General features: G+C 66.4%; 14 protein-coding genes and 1 pseudogene. 6 read left to right on the plus strand and 9 right to left on the minus strand.

Going from position 1 to position 16828, the window contains the following annotated elements; translation table 11 throughout:
- Positions 1 to 18: 18 nt before the first annotated feature.
- Complete coding sequence (locus EU805_RS17885; RefSeq protein ID WP_305000491.1) at positions 19 to 3687, minus strand: Hint domain-containing protein; 3669 nt, start codon at positions 3685 to 3687, stop codon at positions 19 to 21.
- A gap of 290 nt (positions 3688 to 3977) precedes the next feature.
- Between EU805_RS17885 and EU805_RS08875 the strand changes: the two genes are divergently transcribed.
- The 5 genes and pseudogenes from EU805_RS08875 (at position 3978) to EU805_RS08895 (ending at position 7271) form a co-directional block, all read left to right on the plus strand.
- Positions 3978 to 4598 carry an ATP-dependent Clp protease proteolytic subunit gene (locus tag EU805_RS08875; RefSeq protein WP_129763606.1) on the plus strand — a complete coding sequence of 207 codons (621 nt, stop codon included), beginning with the start codon at positions 3978 to 3980 and terminating at the stop codon, positions 4596 to 4598.
- 156 nt (positions 4599 to 4754) lie between these two features.
- Positions 4755 to 6020, plus strand: coding sequence for an ATP-dependent Clp protease ATP-binding subunit ClpX (gene clpX / locus EU805_RS08880; RefSeq protein WP_129763607.1), 1266 nt, complete (start codon positions 4755 to 4757; stop codon positions 6018 to 6020).
- A 70-nt stretch (positions 6021 to 6090) separates the two neighbouring features.
- A pseudogene (locus EU805_RS08885) lies at positions 6091 to 6475 on the plus strand (RidA family protein).
- A gap of 62 nt (positions 6476 to 6537) precedes the next feature.
- On the plus strand, positions 6538 to 6921 hold the full coding sequence (locus tag EU805_RS08890) for an NADH:ubiquinone oxidoreductase subunit NDUFA12 (protein ID WP_129763608.1): 384 nt from the start codon (positions 6538 to 6540) through the stop codon (positions 6919 to 6921).
- Positions 6918 to 7271, plus strand: a complete 354-nt coding sequence (locus EU805_RS08895; RefSeq protein ID WP_129763609.1) for a DUF2155 domain-containing protein — start codon at positions 6918 to 6920, stop codon at positions 7269 to 7271. Before EU805_RS08890 ends, EU805_RS08895 begins: the two co-directional genes overlap by 4 nt.
- Here the strand turns inward: EU805_RS08895 and aat are convergent.
- The 8 genes from aat to EU805_RS08935 all read right to left on the minus strand — a co-directional run bounded on the left by aat (position 7235) and on the right by EU805_RS08935 (position 15340).
- On the minus strand, positions 7235 to 7876 hold the full coding sequence (aat, locus tag EU805_RS08900; protein ID WP_129763610.1) for a leucyl/phenylalanyl-tRNA--protein transferase: 642 nt from the start codon (positions 7874 to 7876) through the stop codon (positions 7235 to 7237). The two genes, EU805_RS08895 and aat, sit on opposite strands and share 37 nt — an antisense overlap.
- A gap of 7 nt (positions 7877 to 7883) precedes the next feature.
- Positions 7884 to 9230: an acetyl-CoA carboxylase biotin carboxylase subunit gene (gene accC, locus EU805_RS08905; protein ID WP_129763611.1), complete on the minus strand. Its 1347-nt coding sequence runs from the start codon at positions 9228 to 9230 to the stop codon at positions 7884 to 7886.
- Between the two features lie 12 nt (positions 9231 to 9242).
- The gene (gene accB, locus EU805_RS08910) at positions 9243 to 9740 is read right to left on the minus strand and encodes an acetyl-CoA carboxylase biotin carboxyl carrier protein (RefSeq protein ID WP_129763612.1); all 498 of its coding nucleotides are present in this window, start codon (positions 9738 to 9740) and stop codon (positions 9243 to 9245) included.
- Positions 9741 to 10055: 315 nt separating this feature from the next.
- The gene (locus EU805_RS08915) at positions 10056 to 10805 is read right to left on the minus strand and encodes an ABC transporter ATP-binding protein (RefSeq protein WP_129763613.1); all 750 of its coding nucleotides are present in this window, start codon (positions 10803 to 10805) and stop codon (positions 10056 to 10058) included.
- Positions 10806 to 10876: 71 nt separating this feature from the next.
- Positions 10877 to 11635 carry an ABC transporter ATP-binding protein gene (locus EU805_RS08920; protein ID WP_129763614.1) on the minus strand — a complete coding sequence of 253 codons (759 nt, stop codon included), beginning with the start codon at positions 11633 to 11635 and terminating at the stop codon, positions 10877 to 10879.
- Positions 11636 to 11639: 4 nt separating this feature from the next.
- Positions 11640 to 12851 carry a branched-chain amino acid ABC transporter permease gene (locus tag EU805_RS08925; RefSeq protein WP_129763615.1) on the minus strand — a complete coding sequence of 404 codons (1212 nt, stop codon included), beginning with the start codon at positions 12849 to 12851 and terminating at the stop codon, positions 11640 to 11642.
- A gap of 4 nt (positions 12852 to 12855) precedes the next feature.
- Entirely contained in the window at positions 12856 to 13887 is a 1032-nt protein-coding gene (locus tag EU805_RS08930) for a branched-chain amino acid ABC transporter permease (protein ID WP_129763616.1), read from the minus strand.
- Positions 13888 to 13984: 97 nt separating this feature from the next.
- Positions 13985 to 15340, minus strand: coding sequence for a substrate-binding protein (locus tag EU805_RS08935; protein ID WP_129763617.1), 1356 nt, complete (start codon positions 15338 to 15340; stop codon positions 13985 to 13987).
- 187 nt (positions 15341 to 15527) lie between these two features.
- On the opposite strand from EU805_RS08935, the gene EU805_RS08940 reads away from it, so the two are divergent.
- A complete protein-coding gene (locus EU805_RS08940; protein ID WP_129763618.1) occupies positions 15528 to 16814 on the plus strand; it encodes a helix-turn-helix domain-containing protein in 1287 nt (428 codons plus the stop codon).
- Positions 16815 to 16828: the final 14 nt, after the last annotated feature.

The following is a 16828-nucleotide window of genomic DNA, read 5'->3' on the forward strand; positions in this document are numbered from 1 at the left end:
TCGGCGCGTTGTCCCCGCCTAGAGCAGCAGCCGGGCCTCGTGCCGCTTGAGGCAACGCCGGGCCGTCTTGCCGTAGGCGTTCACATCCGCCCTCAGTTCGGGGAAGATCGCGAAAAGCTCATCGCGCGCCGCCTCGCTGACGGCGGTCAGACCGATCGAGCCGGGGTGGAAGCTTTCCGACGGGGCGCCGTTGGCGAAGACCACCTCGTGCTGGTCGAACATCATGTGGATGTAGGTGACGGTCTCTCCCTCGTCCTGGGTGACGAGCTTGCCGTCGATCAGGTGCTTGGCCGGGACGAGCACCTCGGATTCTCCGAAGAGCAGTTCGGCCCGGTAGCCCTGGAACAGCATCCGGTGTTGCGGCGAAACGAGCAGGTCGCCGTCCTGCCCGGACAGCACGCCGGGACGGATTCGCACCGGGGCGAAGCGGCCGCGGGCGGGCACGCTGCGCGCGCGGATCCAGCGGATCGGCTGCAAACCGTGGTCGCGGGTCAGCACGAGGTCGCCCTTGCGCAGGTCCGCGATGTCCCGCGTCCCCGTCGGCGTCACGATCTGGGTGCCGGGGGTGAAGCAAATGATGTTCTCGATCTCGTCGAAGGCGATGACGGTGCCGTCGTCCAGCGTCGCGGTGCCCGAAAAACTGCCGGTGCCGTCGTCGTTCGCATTCTCCAACACCTCGCGCAGGTTGCCGCGGGTGCCGAGCTTCAGGGTATCGCCCACCGTCTCGTCGCCGGCCCCGCCCGAGATCGTGCGCCCCGGCTCTCCCGTGGTGTCGTCCAGGGTGAAGACGTCGTCTCCCGCACCGCCAAAGGCGCTGTCGCCTGCGCCGACGGTCAGCTGGTCGTCGCCCGCGCCACCGAAGAGCGTGTCGCGACCGGCCCCGCCTTGCAGGATGTCGTCACCTGCGCCGCCGAAGAGCGTATCGTCGCCGGCCCCCCCGAAGAGGGTGTCGTTCCCGGTGCCGCCGTAGACCTCGTCATCGCCGTCGCCCGCGCGCACGGTGTCGTCGCCCGCGCCGGCTTCGATCAGATCGTCAGCGCCGCTGTCGCCCGGAAGGATCGCGTCGTCGCCGTCCACCCGGTCGCCGTCCTGGTCGACGTAGCCCGGTGCGATCACGTCGTCGCCCGCGGTGCCCGAAACGGTGCCGTCCGTCAGGGGAATGCCCATCGCGTTCAGGTAAAAGGGATTGCCGGCCTCGGCCGCGCCGATCCCGTTCAGCGTGATGCTTTCGCCGCCCGGAAACGTCAGGACCGCGTGGCCATCGGCCTCGCTGACCGTGACGTCTGCCACGTTGACCGGATCGCCATTGCCGTCGAAGAGGTTCGTCACGTCCAACTGGTCGCGGCCGGTGAAGGTGCCGTCGCCGTTGTCGACCGGTGCCTCGAACCCCAGGATCGTGTCCTGGCCGCTGCCGTTCTCCAGCACCACCGTGTCGATGGCCCCGTCGTCCGTGCCGAGGTCGATCGTATCGTCACCGGCCCCGCCCTGAACCCGGTCCGCACCGGCCCCGGCCGAGACGTAGTCGTCACCCGCGCCGCCGACGAAGCTGTCGTCGCCGTCGCGCAGGAATACGCTGACCCCATCGGCGGTCGCGCTTGCATCGACGGTGTCGTCGTAGTCGGTCAGCATGACCTGCTCGATTTCCGAGAAGGCGACATGCGCGTCGGTGCCGTCGAAGCTGGCGGTCCCCGTTTCCGCATCGGAATAGACCAGCGTGGCCCCCTCCGTGCTGGTGAAATTGTAGAGGCCCAGCGTATCGACGTCGGTATCGCCTTCGTCCTCGCCACCCACGACGGTGTTGCTGCCGTGATCGTCGGTCACCGCGATGTAGTCGCTGCCCGCGCCGCCGTAGATCGTGTCGGTGCCGGTGCCTCCGGTCAGCAGGTCGTCGCCGTCGCCACCGTAGACCGTGTCGTTGCCTGCGCCGCCAAGGATGCGGTCGTTCCCCGCGCCGCCGTAGAGGACGTCGTTGCCGCCCTCGTCGTCGAAACCGCCGATGACGTCATCACCCGCGCCGCCATAGATCGTGTCGTCCCCGGCGCCGCCCACGAGGGTGTCGTTTTCGGACCCGCCGTAGAGGTGATCGTTGCCGGTCCCGCCGTGCAGCGAATCCTCGCCCGCGCCGCCGTAGAGCGTGTCGTTGCCCGCACCGCCTTCCAGCCTGTCGCGACCTTCGCCGCCCGAAAGTGTATCGTTACCCGCGCCGCCGAAGAGGCGGTCGTCCCCGTCGCCGCCGTCGATCGTGTCGTCGCCGCCGGTCGGCACGACCGTGGTGAAAGCGATGTCGCTGACGAAGACGGCGTGGTTCGTCGTGCCGCCGTCGGCATTCCTGAACCCGATGACGATGGAACTCACGGGACCGGGGATCTGCACGTAGGCAGCCCCGTCGGCCTCGTTCGCCTCGTCGTTGTTGAGCGAGCCGGTGACGGTCTGACCGGAGCGTGTATCGTTGCTGCCCGCGGGCAGGGTGATCGTGACGGGAACTTCGTTGCCGTCGGAATCGAATGCGGTGACCGTGACCTGGTCGACAAAGTTGTTGGCCTGGTCCCGGACGCCGTCGATGTCGGTGATCCAGAAGCCCACGTCGCGCACGGCATCGGTGACGCCGCTCTCGGGATCGGCGGCGAAATCGATGGTGGTGGTGCCGGTCTCTCCGCCACCGCCTCGGATGAAGAGCGAGGAATTGGGCGCCGTCGCGGTGTTGCCGGTGTAGATCGCCGTGTTCGAACTCGTGGTTTCGGCGAGGCTGCCGTCGTCGCGGAAGCTGACGGAGACGTTGACCGACCCGGTGTCCTGCGTGAAGCCCTGCCGCAGGTCCGTGCCGGAGGCGCCTTGCGTCGTCCAGCGAAGCGTTTCGGTCGTGGCGGCGGCGGGGGCGGGGTCGTCGCCGTAGAGCGTGTCGTTTCCCGCACCGCCGAAGATCACGTCGGATCCGGCCTCGCCGTAGACGGTGTCGTTCCCGGCGCCGGCCTCGATGGTGTCCGCGCTGTCACCGCCATAGATGGTATCGTCGCCATCGCCGGCCCGGATGCTGTCGCGACCGGCATTGCCAAAGAGGGTATCCGCGCCCGATCCAGCCGTGATGCTGTCGTTGCCGGTACCGCCCGCGACCCGGTTCGCCCCGGGGCCTGCGTCGATGACATCGTTGCCCGCGCCGCCGTCGATGCGGTCGGCCCCCTCGCCACCGAAGATCGAGTCGGCCCCCATTCCGCCCGAAAGGGAGTCGTTCCCCGAACCGCCATAGAGGACGTCGCGCCCGGCGCCGCCGAAGACCGTATCGGCACCGTCGCCGGCAAAGACGGTATCGTTGCCGGATCCGGCGTCGATGGTGTCCGACCCGGTGCCCGTCTCCCGCGCGGTGCTGCCACCGTAGATGTAATCGTCGGTCGAAGCCCCGGACAATGCGGTGTCGTTCGCGTCGGTGCCGCGGTAGATGCTGACCTCGGGGGCCGTGCGAACCGTGACGGTCTGCTGACCCGGCGGGAAGGCCGTGTCGGCCACGAAATAGACGTTGCCGTCCGTGCCGATCTGGTAATTCCCGGTGAGCGTTCTCTCGCCGCCGGAGTAGGAGACACGGACGGTGCCGGGGCCGATGACCTGCGCCGTCTCGAACGAGGCGAAGGCGGTCGCCGGGTCGCCGCTGTTCAGGCGGTTCCCACGCAGGTCCAGGAGTACTCCGTTTGGCATGACGATATCCCACCCAATCTCTTTACGCGGCCGGAAGGACGACCGGATTAATCACTAGGCAGGGTGAAGGCCCGAATTCGGGCTGGTGTTGGGAAATTTCTTGGCAAATCGCTAGAATGAGGCGAAAACTGCGCAGATCGTGGCGTAGCGCTTTGAGCCCTTCGATATCCGAACCGGATCGGGACAGACCGGCGGGTCGGTCTGCTCTTGAAGACGCACCGCACCCTGCATACTGTCATCGGGACTTTGAAAGACGCCGACGACAGGTGTCCCCCAAGAGAGGCGCTCCGATGCAAGACCCCACTGAGACCTACATGAACCTCGTCCCCATGGTGGTCGAACAGACCGCGCGGGGCGAGCGCGCCTACGACATCTTCAGCCGCCTGCTGAAGGAGCGCATCATCTTCGTGAACGGCCCCGTCCACGACGGCATGAGCCAGCTGATCGTGGCCCAGCTTCTTCACCTGGAGGCCGAGAACCCCAAGAAGGAAATCTCGATGTACATCAACTCGCCCGGCGGCAGCGTCGTGGCGGGGATGAGCATCTACGACACCATGCAGTACATCCGGCCCAAGGTCTCGACCCTGGTGTGCGGCCTGGCGGCGTCCATGGGATCGGTGATCTCGATCGGGGGCGAGGCGGGCATGCGCTTCGCGCTGCCCAACGCGGAGTTCCTGGTCCACCAGCCCTCGGGCGGCGCGCGCGGCACGGCGGAGGACATCCTGATCTCGGCCAAGAGCATCGAGGCCACCCGCGAGCGGATGTACAAGCTTTACCAAAAGCACACCGGCCAGTCCTACAAGGAAGTGCAGAAGGCGCTGGACCGCGACAAGTGGATGACCCCCGAGGAAGCGCTGGAATGGGGCCACATCGACGAGATCGTGACCAGCCGCGACAAGGCCGAAGACTGATCCCCGCGTGATCGCCGCGCTTATGAGGCGATCACGCATACCTGATTTGGGTCGCTTTAACGCCGATTTGGCGTTGTGACCCCAAACGCGCTGTCCTAGTCTTCATGCCCAAGACAGCGCGACCTCAAACCGGCGCCCGGCGCGATAGGACAAGACATGGCAAGCACGACCGGCAGCGACAGCAAGAACACCCTGTACTGTAGCTTCTGCGGAAAAAGTCAGCACGAGGTGCGCAAGCTGATCGCGGGGCCCACCGTGTTCATCTGCGACGAATGCGTCGAGCTGTGCATGGACATCATCCGTGAGGAGACGAAGAGCGCCTCGCTCAAGTCCGGTGACGGCGTGCCGACCCCGCGCGAGATTTGCCAGGTCCTCGACGATTACGTGATCGGCCAGATGCATGCCAAGCGCGTGCTCTCGGTCGCCGTGCACAACCACTACAAGCGCCTGAACAATTCCGACAAGTCGGAGATCGAGCTGGCGAAGTCCAACATCATGCTGATCGGTCCCACGGGTTGCGGCAAGACGCTGCTGGCGCAGACGCTCGCCCGCATCCTCGACGTGCCCTTCACGATGGCCGATGCCACGACCCTGACGGAAGCAGGCTACGTTGGTGAGGATGTCGAAAACATCATCCTCAAGCTGCTGCAGGCCAGCGAGTACAACGTCGAACGCGCGCAGCGCGGCATCGTCTACATCGACGAGGTCGACAAGATCACCCGCAAGTCCGACAACCCCTCGATCACCCGCGACGTCAGCGGCGAGGGCGTGCAGCAGGCGCTTTTGAAGATCATGGAAGGCACCGTCGCGAGCGTCCCCCCGCAGGGCGGGCGCAAGCATCCCCAGCAGGAGTTCCTGCAGGTGGACACGACCAACATCCTGTTCATCTGCGGCGGCGCCTTCGCGGGCCTCGACAAGATCATCGCGCAGCGTGGCAAGGGGTCCGCCATGGGCTTCGGCGCCGACGTGAAGGACAACGACGACCGCGGCGTGGGAGAGACCTTCATGGACCTCGAACCCGAGGATCTGCTGAAATACGGTCTGATCCCCGAATTCGTGGGTCGCCTGCCGGTGATCGCCACGCTGACCGACCTCGACGAGGAAGCCCTGATCACCATTCTGACCGGGCCCAAGAACGCCCTCGTCAAGCAGTACCAGCGCCTGTTCGAACTGGAGGACACCAAGCTGTCCTTCACCGAAGACGCGCTGACCGCCATCGCCAAGCGCGCGATCGAACGCAAGACCGGTGCGCGCGGGCTGCGCTCCATCATGGAGGACATCCTGCTGGACACGATGTTCGACCTGCCCGGCATGGATACGGTGACCGAGGTGGTCGTCAATGAAGAGGCTGTCGGTCCCGACGCGTCCCCGCTGATGATCCACGACGAGAAGAAGAAAGAGAAAGAGACCGCGAGCGCCTGATGGCGCGCCGGTCGGAACGCAAGGGCCGCCCCGGCAGGGGGCGGCCTTTCGCATGTGAAGGGGTCCGCGCATGAGCGTCCGCCATATCTCGACCGGAAGCCCCTTCGAGGCGCGTATCGGGTATTCCCGCGCGGTGGTGGCGGACGGCTGGGTCTTCGTCGCGGGCACGACGGGCTACGATTACGCGACGATGACCATGCCCGAAGGCATCGTCGATCAATGCCGCAATACACTGGCCACCATCGACCGCGTCTTGCAGGAGGCCGGCAGCGGCCTGGATCACGTCGTGCGGGCCCACCTACATCCTGCCCGACGCCAGCCTCTGGGAGGCCTGCTGGCCCATCCTGTCGGAGGCCTTCCGCACCGCGCGTCCGGCCGCCACCATGATGGTCGCGGGCCTGCAGGCGCCCGAAATGAAGATAGAGATAGAGGTCACGGCACGACTCGCCCCGTGATGCCGCTGGACCTTTGCGTCCGTCTGCGGCATGACGGACCCACCCTCAGACCGGAGAAGATCATGGGAGCCCTTCGCAAAATCGCACGCCTGTTCAACTGGTGGGACGGTCAGACCCTGGCCACGCAGTTCTGGACTTGGCGCAAGGGTGAACGGGTCGGCGAGGACGGGCAGGGCAACGTCTTCTACCGCAACGCCGACGACAGCCGTCGCTGGGTGATCTACAACGGCGAGGCCGAGGCCTCCCGCGTGGCACCCGAATGGCACGGCTGGCTGCACCGGACCTGGGACGAACCGCCGACCGAGGCGAACCTGATCCACCAGCCGTGGGAACAGCCGCATCTGCCCAACCGGACCGGCACGGACGCGGCCTATGCGCCGACCGGATCGCTGCGGCGCGCGGATCCCCAGCCGGTCAGCGACTACGAGGCCTGGAGCCCCGAATGATCCGCGCGCTCGCCTTTCTGGCGCTGCTGCCGGGCGCTGCATCGGCCCAAGAGGCCCTGTCGCAGCCGGGCGGCGAATTGCGCGTGCTCGACAAGGTCACGGGGCAGGTGAGCGACGTGACGATCGCAAGCGGCCGGGCCGAGGCCTTGGGCCGCCTCGTGATCCAGCTGAACGAATGCCGCGTGCCCGCCGATAATCCCAGCGGCGACGCCTTCGCGGAACTCACCGTGACCTACGCCAATGGTGAAACCCCGGTGTTTTCGGGCTGGATGATCGCCTCCTCGCCCGCGCTGAACGCGATGGATCACCCGCGCTACGACGTCTGGGTCATGCGCTGCACCAACGCCTGATCGACCGGCACCGGACCCGGCCCGCCGAAGGCCGCCTGATTTGTCAGGGCTTCGGCGAGCAGCACCTCGTAGCGGGCGCGCGGGATCTCGATCCCGCCGAGCGAGGCCAGATGCGCCGTCAGGAACTGCGTGTCGAAAAGTGTGAAGCCTGCGCGCCGCAACCGGTCCACGGCGCACAGAAGTGCGACCTTCGAGGCATCGGTGCGGGTCGAGAACATGCTTTCCCCGAAGAACGCGGCCCCGATGGCCACACCATAGACCCCGCCGACCAGCGTTTTCTCCGCCCAGATCTCGACCGAATGGGCGTGACCTTCTGCGTGCAACTTTCGGTAGACGTCGAAGATGGGGCCGTTGATCCAGGTCTCCTCCCGGTCGGCGCAACCTTCGACGACGGCCTCGAAGGCCATGTCGGCGGTGGCGGTGAACCCGCCGCGCCGCACCGTCTTCGCCAGCGAGCGGGAGACGTGGAAACCGTTCAGCGGCAGGATTCCGCGAAACCGGGGGCGCACCCAGAAGACCTCGGTCGCGTTGCGGTCCTCGGCCATCGGAAAGACACCTTTCCGGTAGGCTTCGAGCAGCAGGTCGGATGTCAGCAGGTCGCTCACGGGCGCGCTAGCCCAGGTTCGTTTCCAGCCAGTGTTCCAACCAGTGGATGTTGTAGGTCCCGGCCTGGATGTCCTCTTCGGCCAGCAGCGCGTCGAAGAGCGGCACGGTCGTCTCCACCCCGTCGACGATCAGCTCTCCCAGCGCGCGGCTGAGGCGCGCCAGTGCTTCGGGCCGGTCCGCGCCGTGCACGATCAGCTTGGCGATCAGGCTGTCGTAATAGGGCGGAATCCGGTAACCTTGGTAAAGTGCGCTGTCCATCCGCACGCCCAGGCCGCCCGGCGCGTGGTACTGGCTGATCGTTCCGGGCGATGGCTGGAAGTTTGGCAGCTTCTCGGCGTTGATCCGAACCTCGATGCTGTGGCCGTTGATCTTGAGGTTGTCCTGTTCCAGCGTCATGGGCAGACCGGCGGCGACGTTGATCTGCTCGCGCACGAGATCGACGTTGAAGATCGCCTCGGTCACCGGGTGTTCGACCTGCAGGCGGGTGTTCATCTCGATGAAGTAGAATTCGTCGTTCTCGAAGAGGAACTCGATGGTGCCGGCGCCGATGTAGTTGATCTGGGCCACGGCATCCGCGCAGACCTTGCCGATGCGGGCGCGCAACTCGGGCGTGATCGCGGGGCCGGGGGCCTCTTCCAGCACCTTCTGGTGGCGGCGCTGTAGGCTGCAATCCCGTTCGCCCAGGTGCACCGCACGTCCCTTGCCGTCGCCGAAGACCTGAATCTCGACGTGGCGCGGGGTGGTCAGGTACTTCTCGATGTAGACTTCGTCGTTGCCGAAGGCGGCCTTCGCCTCCGCACGGGCGGAGTGGAATGCCTTTTCCATGTCGGCGGCGGTCTGAGCCACCTTCATGCCGCGTCCGCCGCCGCCGGCGGTGGCCTTGATGATGACCGGGTAGCCGATCTCCTCGCCGATGCGGCGGGCGTCATCGAGCGTCGGCACGCCGCCGTCGGAGCCGGGCACGCAAGGCACGCCGAGGGCCTTCATCGTGTCCTTGGCGGTGATCTTGTCGCCCATGACGCGGATGTGCTCGGCGGTGGGGCCGATGAAGGTCAGGCCGTGATCCTCGACCACCTGCACGAAGCTCGCGTTTTCCGACAGGAATCCGTAGCCCGGGTGGATCGCCTGGGCGCCCGTGATCTCGCAGGCGGAGATGATTGCGGGAAAGTTCAGGTAGGATTGCGCCGAGGAGGGCGGGCCGATGCAGACCGCCTCGTCGGCCATGCGCACGTGCATGGCGTCCGAATCGGCGGTGGAATGCACGGCCACGCTCTGGATGCCCATCTCGCGGCAGGCGCGGATGACCCGTAGCGCGATCTCGCCCCGGTTGGCGATGAGGATTTTGTCGAACATGGGACCGGCGCCTTATTCGATGATCATCAAGGGCGCGCCGAATTCCACCGGCCCGCCGTCTTCGGCGAGGATGCGCTTGACGGTGCCGGAGCGCGGGGCGGGGATGTGGTTCATCGTCTTCATCGCCTCGATGATCAGCAGCGTGTCGCCTTCGTTGACCGTCTGGCCGGTCGTGGCGAAGGGTTTGCCACCCGGTTCGGGCGCCATGTAGACGGTGCCGACCATGGGCGAGGTCACGGCACCGGGATGGGATGCGGGATCCTCGACCGCGGCCGGGGCGGCAGCCTGGGGCGCGGGCGACGGGGCGGCGGCCGCGGCCGGCAGGGGGGCCGGGGCGGGGGCCGAAGACGCAGGTGCGGGATGGGTCAGGCGGCTGACACGGACGTTCAGGCTGTCGTTCTCGCCGTAGTCGCGCTTGACCTGAAGTTCGGTCAGATCGTTGGCGTGCAGAAGTTCGGCAAGAGCCTGGATGAAGCTGACGTCGCTGTCCTGCGGGGTCTGGTTACCCATATTTGGCCGTGTCCTTGCGTAATGATCCATATGCGCGACGCCGAGTGACGCAGCGTCTCTTTCGCGGACCGTATAGAACAAGGGGCGACCGGGCGAAAGTGCCGCAGCGATCCCCGACCTACCTTTGGGGCCAAGCTGTTGCATCCGGGTGCGCGAGGGCCTGGAACATCCCCTTGGTCGCTCACGGACCCCGGTGCAGGTCGGCCAGGTTCGGAAGGAGACGATGACGCGCGCACCCAGCGACAAGTGCTCATGCCGCCTGTCTTGCCGGGCACTCCTGCCCAAGCGCTCGGCCGACCCCCTTATCCCCGCGCGTCAGATCGCGAGGTACTGGGCGCGCAGCTTTTCGTCCTCGAGCACTTCCCTGGCGGAGCCGTCGAAGACCACCGTGCCGGTGTCGAGGATCACCGCGCGGTCCGCCAGCTTCAGCGCGGCCACCGCGTTTTGCTCGACGATGATCGTCGTGATCCCCTGGTCGCGGATGATGTTCAGCGTCTTGGCGATTTCTTGCACGATGACGGGGGCGAGTCCCTCGTAGGGTTCGTCGAGCAGCAGCACCTTGATGTCACGGGCCAGCGCGCGGGCGATGGCCAGCATCTGCTGCTCGCCGCCCGAAAGCGTGACACCCTCCTGCTTGCGCCGTTCCTTCAGGCGCGGAAAGAGGTCGTAGATCCGCTCCAGCGACCAGCCGACGGGCGGCGCGATCTGCGCCAGCTGCAGGTTCTCTTCGACTGTCAGGCCCGAGATGATGCAGCGATCCTCCGGCACGAGGGCGATGCCGTTGGCCGCGGCCTCGTGGCTCTTCATCTTGTGCAGCGGCTGGTGGTCGAGCCAGATCTCGCCACGGCGCAGCTCCGGCGTGCCGAGCCGGGCGATGGTCCGCAAGGTCGAGGTCTTGCCCGCGCCGTTGCGGCCCAGCAAGGCCAGGATCTCGCCTTCGTGGATGTCGAAGCTGACGTTCTGGACGATGTAGCTTTCGCCGTAATAGGCCTCGATCTCCCAGACGCTGAGAAATTTCGGGTGGGTGGCGGCGTTGTTCACGTTCTTGTCGAAGGGTACGTTCATCAAATCATCCTGCGTGTTCGACGGATCTTCGCGCGAAGACCGATCGGGGAATGGTGCCAGTGACAGTCTGCTCAGACCTGCGCCTCGCCCAGGTAGGCTTCGCGGACCTTGGGGTGACCCTTGATGTTCTCGGGCGTCTCCTCGACCAGCGGCGTGCCCTGGGCCAGGACGGTGATCCGCTCGGCCAGGCTGAAGACCACGTGCATGTCGTGCTCGATGATACACATGGTGATGTCGCGCTTGGCCTTGATTTCCTTGAGAAGCTCGATCGTGTTGTTGGTATCCGCCCGCGCCATTCCGGCGGTGGGTTCGTCCAGCAGCAGAAGCCGCGGCTCCTGCACCAGGCACATCGCCATTTCCAGCCGCCGCTTGTCGCCGCGCGACAGCGACGAGGCGATCATCTCGCTCTTCTCCAGCATCGACACGTCCGACAGGATCGCCTTCGCCTGTGCTATGATATCGCCCTCGTGCCGGGTGCTTTCGATCGCGTGCATCCGGAAAGCCCCGTCGCGCTTGGCGAAACAGGGGATCATCACGTTCTCCAGCACGGTGAGATCGGCGAAGATCTCGGGCGTCTGGAACACGCGGCTGATGCCCATCTGGTTGATCTCGTGCGGCTTGCGGCCCAGCACCGACTGCCCGTCGAACATGACGGAACCGGAATCCGGGATCAGCTTGCCCACCAGGCAGTTGAGCAGCGTGGACTTGCCGGCCCCGTTCGGTCCGATGATGGCGTGGACGGTGTTTTCCTTCACGCTGAGGTTCACGTCCCCCAGCGCCTGCAGACCGCCGAAGCGCTTGTTGACGCCTTTGACTTCGAGAATGCCCATGCGCTTACTCCGCCGGTGTGTTGGGGTTCTGTGCGGCAGCGTCGGCTTCGACACCGCTCGCGTTGCGGGACTTGCGGCTGAACATCGCGCCGACCCGCTGGCCGCCCTCGACCAGCCCGCCGGGCAGGAAGATGACGACGACCATGAACAACAGGCCCAGCGTCAGGTGCCAGCCTTCGCCGACGAAGGGATGCACGACGCCGATCAGGACGTTCTCCAGCCCGTCGGGAAGGGCGGCGAACCACTGGTGGAGGATGTTCTCGTTGATCTTCGAGACGATGTTCTCGAGGTACTTGATGATCCCCGATCCGACGACCGGCCCGATCAGAGTGCCGACGCCGCCCAGGATCGCCATGACGACGATTTCGCCCGACGCGGTCCAGTACATCCGCTCGGCCCCCGTCAGCGGGTCCATCGCGGCCAGAAGGCCACCGGCGAGGCCCGCATACATGCCAGAGATGATGAAGGCCGCGAGCGTGTAGGGGCGCGAGTTCAGGCCGGTGTAGTTCATCCGGGTCTGGTTCGACTTGATCGCCCGCAGCATCATCCCGAACGGCGAGCGGAAGATGCGGATCGACAGGTAGAACGCCGCGATCAGCATGATTGCGCAAAGGTAGTAGCCGACCTCGAAGGTCCAGGTCCAGGGACCCACGCGCACCACCTCGGCGGTGTTCATCTGCAGCCCGAAGAGGTGCGGCACCACCGGATCGCCCGGCGACATCAGGACCTGCGGGTCGGAGGTATAGACCTGCAGGCCCGTCTCTCCGTTTGTGAGCGGCGTGAACACCGAATAGGCCAGCGCGTAGCACATCTGCGCGAAGGCCAGTGTCAGGATCGAGAAGTAGATGCCCGAGCGCCGCAGCGAGACGTATCCGATCACGACCGAGAAGAGGCCTGCAACGATGATGCTGAGCACGATGGCGGGGACGATGTTGTAGCTCAGCAGCTTGAACATCCAGACCGCGGCATAGGAGCCCACGCCGAGGAAGGCCGCGTGACCGAAGGACAGGTAGCCCGTCAGGCCGAAGAGGATATTGAAGCCCACCACCAGGATGCCGAAGATCGCGAACCGCTGCATCAGCGCGGGGTAGCCCGCGTTGAAGCTGGCCCCGAGCGCGCTGCCGGTGGGGAAGGGGTTCAGGATGATCGGTGCGAGCAGCGTCAGCGCGCAGACGATCGCGAAGAGCGTGAAGTCTCTGGATGTCAGTCCCAGCATGGGATTAGTCCTCCATCACGCCGCGGCGGCCCATCAGGCCACGGGGACGTGTCAGCAGAATGATGATGGCGACGAGGTAGATGACGATCTGGTCGATCCCCGGCAGGACGGCCTTGACCTCGTTCATCGAGGCGAACCCCTGCAGGATGCCCAGCAGGAAACCCGCGGCGACGGCGCCGGGCAGGCTGCCCATGCCGCCCACCACGACCACGACGAAGGACAGCACCAGGAAGTCCATGCCCATGTGGTAGTTGGGGCTGAGGATCGGCGCGTACATCGCCCCCGCCATGCCGGCGACGACGGCCGCGAGGCCGAACATGAAGGTGAAGCGCTTGTCGATGTCGATGCCCAGCATGCCCACCGTCTCGCGGTCGGCCATGCCCGCGCGCACGACCATCCCGAAGGTGGTGAACTGCAGGAAGGCGAAGACGGCGGCGATGATGATCGCCGAGAAGAAGAAGTAGACCAGCCGCCAGATCGGGTAGACGATCGCGTTGGCCTGAAAGCCCAGGTAGGTGCCCAGATCGACCGAGCCCGAGAAGAGGGGCGGGGCGGGCGACTGAATCGGGTTGGCACCGTACATGGCGCGGATGATCTCCTGCAGCACGATGGCCAGGCCGAAGGTCACGAGGATCTGGTCCGCGTGGGGGCGCTTGTAGAAATGCTTGATCAACCCGCGCTCGATGGCCCAGCCGACCAGCAGCATCACCGGGATGACCAGCAGGACCGACAGCGGCACCGACCAGTTGATGAGGGCCTGGCCCAGTTCCTCTCCGAAGATGGAGTTCACGTAAGGGACGTTGACCGCCAGCGGGTTGCCAAGGAAATCGGTCTGGCTCTCGTCCACGACGACGTGGCTGAGCGTCAGCAGCCGTTGCATGGTGACGGCGCAGAAGGCGCCGATCATGAACAGCGCGCCATGGGCGAAGTTCACGACGCCCAGCGTGCCGAAGATCAGTGTCAGCCCTAGCGCGATCAGGGCATAAGCCGATCCCTTGTCGAGGCCATTGAGAATTTGGAGGATGATCGCATCCATCGGTCCGCTCCTGTCAGGGGTCCGGCATCAAGTCGTGGGGCAGGGAAGCTGCGTGCGGAAGGCGGCCCCGCGCGGGGGCCGCCCTTGTAGGGCGCGCTCAGGCGCCCGGGTTGCACTCGCCCAGGCTGCCGCCGGCGAACATCGGGTGATCGGGCTCGTACTCGACCTGCGCGCGCGGGGTCTGCTCGACCAGTTCGAGCGTGTCGTATCCGACCATGTTGGCGTTGCCGGAACCCGCGACGCCGCGCATGACCAGCACGTCCTTGAAGCACTGGTGGTCCGCCCCGCGGTAGAGCGTCGGGCCGTTGCCCATGCCGTCGAACTCGAAGTCCTCCAGCGCCTCGACCACGGCGCAGGGGTTGAACGACCCCGCGCGGGTCACGGCATCCGCGTAGAGCAGCGTCTGCACGTAGCAGGTGTGCGCGGCGTTGGACGGCGGGAAGCCGTATTTCTCGCCGAAGGACCGCACGAAGGCCTGCGTGCCCTCGTCCTGCAATTGCCAGTTCCAGTTCATCGAGCCGAAGACGCCCTCGATGTTGGAGCCTGCACCCTTGGCCATCAGCTCGGAATAGAGCGGCACGATGATCTCGAAGTTCTTGCCGTTGACCTGCTTGTCCTTGAGGCCGAACTGAACCGCCTGCGTCAGCGAGTTCACCATGTCCCCGCCGTAGTGGTTCAGGACCAGGACGTCGGCGCCCGAGTTCAGGACCGGCGCGATGTAGGAGCTGAAGTCGCCCGCACCGACGGGCGTGCGCACGTCCTGCACGGTCTCCCAGCCCAGTGCCTCGGTCGCGGCGGCGATGGATTCCTGCTGCGTCCAGCCCCAGGTGTAGTCGGCCGTCAGGTGATAGGCGCGCCGGTCGGAGCCGTAGGCGTTCTGCAGCACGGGGGCCAGCGCCGCGCCGGACATGTAGCCGTTGAAGAAGTGACGGAAGCCGTTGGCCTTGCGGTCCTTGCCGGTCGTGTCGTTGGAGTGGGTGAGACCCGCCATGAAGATGACGCCGGCCTCCTGGCACAGGCCCTGCACGGCCACGGCGACGCCCGAGGACGACCCGCCGTTGATCATGATGCAGCCGTCCTTCTGGATCATCGACTGCGCCGAGGCGCGGGCGACGTCGGACTTTGTCTGGGTGTCGCCGGTCACGAACTCCACCCGCTTGCCCATGATCCCCGTGCCGTCGAGGTTCTTCTGGCTGAAGGTGTTCAGCATGCCGCCGTCACCGCCGCCGTTCAGGTGCTCGACCGCGAGTTCCTGCGCGCGCAGCTCGTCGAGACCTTCCTCGGCGTAGGGTCCGGTCTGCGGCACGTTGAAGCCGATGGTCACGGTGTCGCCCTGGGGGGCGTTGGTGAAGCCCGATTCCTGGGCGCGCAGATAGGTCGGCAGCATCAGGCCCGTGCCCGCCACGGCACTGGTCTTGAGCACCCGACGGCGCGAATACGTCGTCTTTGTCATGGTTTCCTCCCATTATGTCGGCTGCGGCGGGCCCTCCAGCCCGGCAGCGGCACGTGACGTGCTGGACGAAGCATGGCGGGCGGTCTTGCATGCGACAACACGGGGGTTGCGCCGCGATTGACGTTTGGTCAATAAATCGACAGGCGTCGTGCGGTGGTTGTAAATCGCTTTGCCAGGGGGGAGGGGAATGGACCGGATCGGAGAGCGGATCAGGGCGCGTCGCATGGACGTCGGGCTGTCGCAACGGGACCTCGCCGAGGCGGTGGGGGTCTCGCCGAGTTACCTCAACCTGATCGAACACGGCAAACGTGCGGCGGGCGGATCGCTGGTCCGCAAGCTGGCGCTGGCGATGCAACTCGATGTGCAGCTCTTGTCCGCGCGCGAGGACGAGGCGCTGGTGGAACGAGTCCGTACCGCCGCCGCGCGCCTGTCAGAGATCGCGACGGAGACCGCGCGGACCGAGGCCTTCGTCAGCCGTTATCCGGGCTTCGCACGGCTGGTGGCGGAACAGGCCGCGCGGATCGAGGCGCTGGACACGCGCCTGCGGATGCTCAGCGACCGGATCACCTACGACCCGGAATTGGCGCGGGCTTTGCACGGCGTGATCTCCTCGGTGACGGCGATCCAGAGTGCGGCCGGGATCCTGACCAGCGACGACAGCCTCGACGCGGATTGGCAGGCGCGCTTTCACCGCAACATCCACGACGACGCCCGGCGCCTGGCCGAGACGAGCCGCGCGCTGATCGCCTATCTCGACGTGCCGCATGATGCCGACCGGGGGCTGATGACGCCGCTCGAAGCCCGCAGCGCGGCGTTGGCGCGCACCGGTTTCCATCGCGCACATCTGGAAACCGGGGGATCGAGGCGAAGCGGCGCTCCCGTGGACCAGGCGGAGGATCCGCTGCTCGCCCGCCACGATGCGCAATACGCGAAAGACGCCGCGGCATTGCCGCTGGACACGTTCCGGCGCACCGCCGACCGGCTGGACTACGATCCGTTGCGGCTGTCGGCGGAACTGGGGGCACCGCTTGCGCGCATCATGCGCCGCCTGGCCAGCCTGCCGTCCCGTCCCGGGACGCCGGATCACGGGTTGATGGTGATCGACGGGGCGGGGGCGGTGACGCTTGCGAAGCCTGTCGAGGGGTTCAACCCGTCGCAGGGGCGCGGTTGTTCGATGTGGCCGATCTTCGGCGCCCTGGGCCAGCCGGGGCGGGCTGCCACGGGGACGGTGGTGTTGCCGGGGGAGACCGCGCGCCACTTCGCCGTGCACGCGCTGGCCGAGGCTGCCCCGCATCCGGGCGGCGCGCATCTGGCGCCCCTGATCCAGGCCACGATGCTCCTGCGAGCAGTGCCCGGCGACGCGGGACCGCTTGCTATCCCTGCCGGGCTGGACTGCCGCATCTGCCAGCGCAGCACCTGTGCCGCGCGCCGCGAACCCTCGACCGTGACGCCGCCGCGACGCCAGGACCTTTGACAGATGCCCCCGCC

The organism is Salipiger sp. IMCC34102 (assembly GCF_004145405.1).
Classification (GTDB): Bacteria; Pseudomonadota; Alphaproteobacteria; order Rhodobacterales; family Rhodobacteraceae; genus Loktanella.